Below are 6,845 nucleotides of genomic sequence, written 5' to 3'. Positions count from 1 at the left end.
CTGCTGTAAATGGACTTCCGTCTGACCATTTTGTATCGCGTAAATGGAAAGTGTATGTTTTGCCGTCATCTGAAACATCCCAATTTTTTGCAACACCGGGAACAAGTTCGCCCTTAGAATCTTCTGCAACTAAACCTTCAAAAAGATCGCGTTGGATGTGTGAAGAAGGAACGCCTTCGGCAATTTGTGGGTCAATGGAATGAGGTTCAGAACCGTTTCCTCGATTAAAAACCATTTCTGCTAAGCTAGTTGTGCTTATAGCTAGTAGTAATGCTGCGCTTAGAGTTTTGATTACAGTTTTAGGCATATTTTCCTCTTTGGCTTGTGTTAAGATTTTTTCAGGTTATCATAAAAAATCTTTCCCTTTAACATATGGCTCTAAAAAAATATCCATTTTTACTTGGGAATGCTTTTATTCCATTGTTTAACATAAGGAAAATTATGTGGCGTTATGTATTTAGACGGCTATTGGTGGCAATTCCGACTTTATTAGTCATCATTACTTTAGCTTTTTTTATGGTGCGTTTTGCACCGGGTGGACCTTTTGATTTGGAGCGAACCTTACCGCCTGAAATTCAAGCTAATCTCAATGCTATGTATCATTTAGATGAGCCGTTATGGCAGCAATATTTACGCTATATGGGCAGTATTTTACGCGGCGATTTTGGTCCTTCTTTTCAATATACTGATAGAACAGTTAATGAGCTTATTGGATATGGTTTCCCCGTTTCGATGAAATTAGGTTTTACTGCGATTGCTATTGCCGTAGTGGTTGGTTCTTTCCTTGGAATTATCGCAGCTATTAAGCAAAACAGTAAAATAGATTATACCGTCATGAGCGCTGCAATGACTGGTATTACTATCCCTAATTTTGTAGTTGCACCATTATTACAGCTATTTTTAGTAGTATTACCCTTCACTTGGTGGGGATTAAAAATCTTACCAAGCGGTGGTTGGGGAAATTCTTGGAAGCAAATGATATTACCTGTAATTGCCTTAGTACTTCCCCAAATCGCTTATGTATCTCGACTAATGCGTGGCTCAATGATAGAAGTATTGCGTGCAAACCATGTAAGAACTGCTAGAGCAAAAGGATTATCAGAAAAGGCTGTTATCATACGTCATTGCTTAAAACCAGCGCTTATGCCGATTGTGAGTTATTTAGGACCAGCATGTGCGGCTATGTTAACTGGCTCTGTTGTTATTGAGCAAATTTTTGGTATTCCGGGAATAGGGCGCTATTTTGTACAAGGCGCACTGAATCGTGATTACACATTAGTATTAGGTGTAGTTGTTTTTTACGGTGTATTGATTGTGTTATTTAACCTATTAGTAGATTTGGCTTATGCTTGGTTAGATCCAAAGGTGAGATTATCATGAGTGAAGAAAAATTAGACGATACAAAAACTTTGCATAACGTGCCATTAAAAGCTAAAAAAGGCGATAGCTTAATGAAGCATGCTATGAGACGCCTTTTTGCAAATAAAGCAGCAGTTGCTGCAATGATTGTTCTATTGGTATTAATCTTATTGGCTTTTTTTGGTCCACATTTAAGACCTTATGCTATTGATGAGGTTTTTTGGGATGATTTTCAAACCGCTCCTTCTTTAGAAAACGGTCATTGGTTTGGAACAGATGCTAATGGACGAGATTTATTCGTGCGCGTGTTATATGGAATGAGAATTTCATTATTAGTTGGCCTTTGTGCAACAGCAGTGAGTCTTATTATTGGTGTTGCGTATGGCGCTATCGCTGGTTATGCAGGGGGACGAACAGATAGTATTATGATGCGTGTAGTGGATGTCCTTTACTCTATGCCATTTATGTTTTTTGTAATTTTATTAATGGTATTTTTTGGGCGTAATATTTACTTAATGTTTGCTGCTATTGGGGCTGTAGAGTGGTTGACAATGGCAAGAATTGTACGCGGTCAAGCCATGAGCTTGAAGCATAAAGAATTTGTTCAAGCAGCAGAAGTATTAGGCGTTTCGCCTCTATCTATTATTCGTCGTCATATTGTTCCTAATACTTTAGGAACCGTTGTCGTTTATGTTACATTAACCATTCCTCTTGCGATATTGACAGAAAGCTTTTTAAGCTTTTTAGGCTTGGGGGTACAAGAACCTATGACTTCGTTAGGCGTTCTTATTTCTGAAGGGGCAAAACAAATGGAAAGTGCACCTTGGTTACTCATATTTCCCGCATTATTTCTAGCGATTATGTTGTTCTGTTTTAATTTTATTGGCGACGGTTTGCGTGACGCCTTTGATCCTAAGGAGCGCTAATATGTCGTTGTTGACGGTTGATAATTTAGATATTACTTTTCAAACGGCACATGGAGAAGTCAATGCTGTTCGTGGCGTTTCTTTTTCCTTAGAAAAAGGTCAAACATTGGCGTTAGTCGGAGAGTCTGGTTCAGGAAAATCAGTCACTGCAATGAGTATTGTTCGCTTATTGCCTACAAACGTTACTCATTACTCTGATGAGAGTAAAATTATTTTTGAAGAAGTAGATATACTCAAAGCGCCAGAATCTGTTTTACGCCGGTTGCGTGGAAATCGTATTGGTATGATTTTCCAAGAACCAATGACTTCTTTAAACCCCTTTATGACGATAGGGAATCAGTTAATCGAAACTGTGCTTGCACATTATCCAAAGACTTCACAGGCACAAGCACGCGAAAAAGCCGTATTGATGTTAGAACGCGTTCGTATTAAAGAGCCAGCTAAAAGATTAAAACAATATCCACATGAATTTTCTGGTGGGCAATTACAACGCATCATGATAGCAATGGCATTGATTAACGAGCCAGATTTGCTGATTGCTGATGAACCCACTACAGCACTAGATGTTACGATTCAAGCTGAAATCTTAGACTTACTTCATGATTTACAGCGTGAAATGGGGATGGCAATTATCTTTATTACTCATGATTTAGGATTGGCTGAACATTATTCAGAAACCGTTTGTGTTATGCGCTTAGGGGAGGTCGTTGAAAGAGGTAATATTAAAACAGTTTTTTCTGCGCCAGAACATCAATATACGGTTGAGCTATTAAATGCTACTCCTAATGGTTTAAAACACCCCATAGCCGAAGATGCTGTTGAATTGTTAGAGGCAAAAAATATCCGAGTGGAGTTTGTGACAGAACGCGGAATATTTGGAGGAGCAAAAGCAGTATTTACAGCAGTAGAAGATATTTCTTTTACGCTAAAAAGTGGAGAAACATTAGGCGTTGTTGGAGAATCTGGTTCAGGAAAATCTACCTTAGGAAAAGCTGTTATGCAGATGCTTGACTATAAAGGTAAAGTAATTTTTGAAAAGAAAAATTTATCTACGCTTTCACAGAAAGAGCGAAGAGATACTAAAAGTAAAATGCAAATGGTTTTTCAAGACCCTTTCGGATCACTTTCTCCACGTCTAACCATTGGCGAAATTATTGGTGAAGGACTATTGGTTCATCAAGCTGAATTATCAGGAAAAGAACGCCGTGAACGAGTAGCCACTATCTTAGAAGAAGTTGCTTTATCACCTGATATGATTAACCGCTATCCTCACGAATTTTCCGGTGGGCAACGCCAACGAATTGCTATTGCACGCGCTATAATTTTACAACCTAAATTTGTTTTGCTAGATGAGCCAACATCCGCACTGGATCGCTCTATTCAAGTAAAAATTGTAGATTTATTACGCAGTTTACAACAGAAATATCACTTGAGCTATTTATTTATTAGCCATGATTTATCAGTAGTTCGGGCAATGAGTGATAGAGTAATTGTTATGCAGAAAGGAAAAGTTATGGAGACAGGAACTGCTGAGCAGATATTCTATCAACCGCAAACAGAATATACTCAACGTTTGATTAACGCTGCTTTTGACCTTTAATATTAAAAATAATTTATTGAAAATTTAACATATAGAGGAGAATATTATGTCCCAATCAATCTTAGCATTACTTGCTTTTACGCCAATTTTATTAGCAGGTATATTATTAGTAGGCTTTCATATTAAGGCAAAATATGCAATGCCAATTGTTTTTGCAATAACGGTCATCATTGCAGACTTTGCTTGGCAAATGGACTTGCTCCGTATCGCAGCTTCAACATTACAAGGAATTGTAATTGCTATAGGTGTATTGTGGGTTGCCTTTGGCGCGATATTTTTGCTAAATACACTAAAAGAATCAGGTGCTATAGGAATAATTCGCAGTGGATTTACAAATATTAGCCCAGACAGAAGAATACAAACTATTATTATAGTTTGGCTTTTTGGTTCTTTTATCGAAGGTGCTGCTGGATATGGGGCACCAGCAGCTGTAATTTCTCCTTTATTAGTTGCTATTGGATTCCCAGCAATGGGTGCAGTTATGGTAGGAATGATGGTGCAATCAACGCCCGTTTCTTTTGGTGCTATCGGAACTCCAATTGTTATTGGAATTGATGGGGGATTAGATAAAGGGACTTTAGAACCCATTTTTGCTGCTCAAGACCTTTCATGGCGAGGTTTTTTAGAGTTAGTTACACATGACGTTGTAATGATTCATTCTATTGTTGGTGTAGTTATGCCATTATTTATGTGCGTCATGCTTACCCGCTTTTTTGGTAAAAATCGCTCATGGAAAGAGGGGCTTGGTGTAGCTCCATTCGCCATTTTTGCCGCATTAGCCATGATTCTTCCTTACTATTTTGTTGGCTATTTTATTGGACCAGAGTTTCCTTCTCTTCTTGGTGGATTGATTGGGTTAATGATTGTATTGCCTGCCGCAAAAGCGGGATTTCTAATCCCTAAAACTCCATGGAATTTTGATGTGCCTGAAAATTGGCCAACAGCTTGGTTAGGAAGTTTACAGATAAAATTGGATGATATTGGCACACCACGTCATATTCCTCTTTGGTCTGCTTGGTTGCCTTATGTATTGATGACAGCTTTATTAGTGATTACCCGAGTTTCACCAGACGCTATGGCATGGTCTAAATTTATTGATTTTAAATTTACTAATATTTTGGGGGTAGAAAAAATTAGCGCGGGATTTCAACCACTTTACATTCCGGGTGGTTTAATGATTATCGCGGCAGTTTTTGCAATGTTCTTTCATAGAATGCGTCATGATATGATACAAAGGGCAACGAAGGAGTCCATAGGTGTTTTACTAGGTGCAGGAGTTGTATTAATTTTTACCATTCCTATGGTTAGAATTATGATTAATTCAGGTGTAAATGCCGCTGATATCGTCTCTATGCCAATAATGATGGCTAGAGGAATTGCTAGTCTATTTGGCGAGGTTTATCCTTTTTTTGCCGCAACAGTTGGCGCTTTAGGGGCATTTATTGCAGGTTCTAACACAGTTTCTAATATGATGTTGAGTCAGTTCCAACTAGGAGTTGCTGAGCAAATACATGTATCAGGTACATTTATTCTTGCATTACAAGCTGTTGGAGCAGCAGCAGGGAATATGATTGCTATTCACAATGTAGTAGCCGCCTCAGCGACCGTCGGATTATTAGGAAGAGAAGGTTTAACTTTACGTAAAACCATTATTCCCACTATTTATTATTTAATTGCTTCGGGAATTATTGGATTATTAGCGATGTATGTTTTTCACATACAGGATAAAATACAATTTGTTGCCCCATAGAGAAAAATTATGGCTCTAGACTAACAGGTTATTCCTGATAGTCTAGAGCCTTATCAAATCACTATTTACAGCAATCAACCACAAATGACTGAAACTAACTCTTGCGCTGTGGGATTGAAATAAACCATCAACGATCTTGGATCTCAATGACCAATAATTTTAGACAGTTTTATCACATCTATACCAGGTAACAATGCCATTCGTGAGCACGCTTCATGACGAGAGTCATGAAAATGTAAATCTTGAATACCTGCTGCTTTAACTGCCAATCGAAAAGCCTGCACAGTGGATTCTTGGGCAAAACTAAAAACTTTTATCTCACTAAAACCAATCATTTTTTCAATCAACTCAACTGCCCGATGCGATAACGGCACATCTCGCCAATCGTTATTTTTAGTACGAGGAAGATGTACATATCCCTCTTTTAAATAAACATTATCCCAAGTCATACTAAATATAGTGCAATCAGCTAAAAAACAAAACATCCTATAGCCCTTATCTAACCATTCTAGCGGTAGATAACGTTCTGTTTTTTAGCTGATTTGACTATATTTCTCCTGCACGCATCCCTGTTTCTATCGCAAGTAAAAAAGCGACAGCGGCGACTTGGCAACGCAGAAAAATAGGAGAATCTTCCCGATAACGTAAGAGCATTAAAATCTGCTCAATTTCATGTGGAAAAACACGTCGCTGACGATGTGTGGGTTCAGGTGGTTTTTGAGCAGACTTGGTTGGATTACTGAGGCAATATCGCCAGCGGATGCAATGGGTGAATAACGCACTCAACATCCCAATCTCACGCAAAATCGTCGCATCTTTTACTTTCTCTTTGCGTTGACGGATAAATAGCTCAATATCATTCGGTGATACTTGGTCAACATACATTTTCCCAAGAAAACTATTGGCAAAAAAAGTAAATCGGCTCTTTTCTGATTTATGACTGCGATGCTCAGGCGTGATTTCATCCAAATATAGTGCAATCATCTAAAACCCAACCCAATCCAAAGCAGATAAAAGCATAAAGTATCAATACAATCCATCCGCCATTCTTTGCGTATTTGCTTAATCCAAGCCCACATCTTTTCAATAGGATTTAAGTCTGGACTATAAGGGGGTAACCAAAGTATCTCATGCCCATGCTCTTCAATGATTGCTTGAATATCACTGCGTTTATGAAAAGCGGCATTGTCCATGACAATTACACTGTTTT

General features: G+C 38.2%; 8 protein-coding genes. 4 read left to right on the top strand and 4 right to left on the bottom strand.

Going from position 1 to position 6,845, the window contains the following annotated elements; translation table 11 throughout:
- Positions 1–307, bottom strand: a 307-nt coding sequence (locus A5N85_RS06625; RefSeq protein WP_249023936.1) for an ABC transporter substrate-binding protein, incomplete at its 3' end; no start/stop codon positions are given.
- A gap of 134 nt (positions 308–441) precedes the next feature.
- Between A5N85_RS06625 and oppB the strand changes: the two genes are divergently transcribed.
- The 4 genes from oppB to A5N85_RS06605 are packed head-to-tail and all read left to right on the top strand — an operon-like array spanning position 442 to position 5,635.
- The gene (oppB, locus tag A5N85_RS06620; RefSeq protein WP_072576527.1) at positions 442–1,380 is read left to right on the top strand and encodes an oligopeptide ABC transporter permease OppB; all 939 of its coding nucleotides are present in this window, start codon (positions 442–444) and stop codon (positions 1,378–1,380) included.
- Positions 1,377–2,285 carry an ABC transporter permease gene (locus tag A5N85_RS06615; RefSeq protein ID WP_072576526.1) on the top strand — a complete coding sequence of 303 codons (909 nt, stop codon included), beginning with the start codon at positions 1,377–1,379 and terminating at the stop codon, positions 2,283–2,285. Before oppB ends, A5N85_RS06615 begins: the two co-directional genes overlap by 4 nt.
- 1 nt (position 2,286) lies before the next feature.
- A complete protein-coding gene (locus tag A5N85_RS06610; RefSeq protein WP_072576525.1) occupies positions 2,287–3,885 on the top strand; it encodes an ABC transporter ATP-binding protein in 1,599 nt (532 codons plus the stop codon).
- Positions 3,886–3,931: 46 nt separating this feature from the next.
- Entirely contained in the window at positions 3,932–5,635 is a 1,704-nt protein-coding gene (locus A5N85_RS06605) for an L-lactate permease (protein WP_072576524.1), read from the top strand.
- Between the two features lie 143 nt (positions 5,636–5,778).
- Here the strand turns inward: A5N85_RS06605 and A5N85_RS06600 are convergent, their stop codons facing one another.
- From A5N85_RS06600 to A5N85_RS06590, 3 genes are all read right to left on the bottom strand, one after another.
- Positions 5,779–6,084: a tyrosine-type recombinase/integrase gene (locus A5N85_RS06600; RefSeq protein WP_072576523.1), complete on the bottom strand. Its 306-nt coding sequence runs from the start codon at positions 6,082–6,084 to the stop codon at positions 5,779–5,781.
- Between the two features lie 97 nt (positions 6,085–6,181).
- Complete coding sequence (locus A5N85_RS06595; protein WP_072576522.1) at positions 6,182–6,619, bottom strand: hypothetical protein; 438 nt, start codon at positions 6,617–6,619, stop codon at positions 6,182–6,184.
- Positions 6,616–6,845 (bottom strand): transposase (locus A5N85_RS06590; protein ID WP_249023935.1); only part of this gene is annotated, 230 nt, incomplete at its 5' end. The genes A5N85_RS06595 and A5N85_RS06590, both read right to left, overlap by 4 nt.

This window comes from Suttonella ornithocola, from assembly GCF_001889065.1.
GTDB classification, from domain to species: domain Bacteria; phylum Pseudomonadota; class Gammaproteobacteria; order Cardiobacteriales; family Cardiobacteriaceae; genus Suttonella_A; species Suttonella_A ornithocola.
Note: the sequence above shows the minus strand (reverse complement) of the source record. Positions and strands in the feature narration are given on the sequence as shown.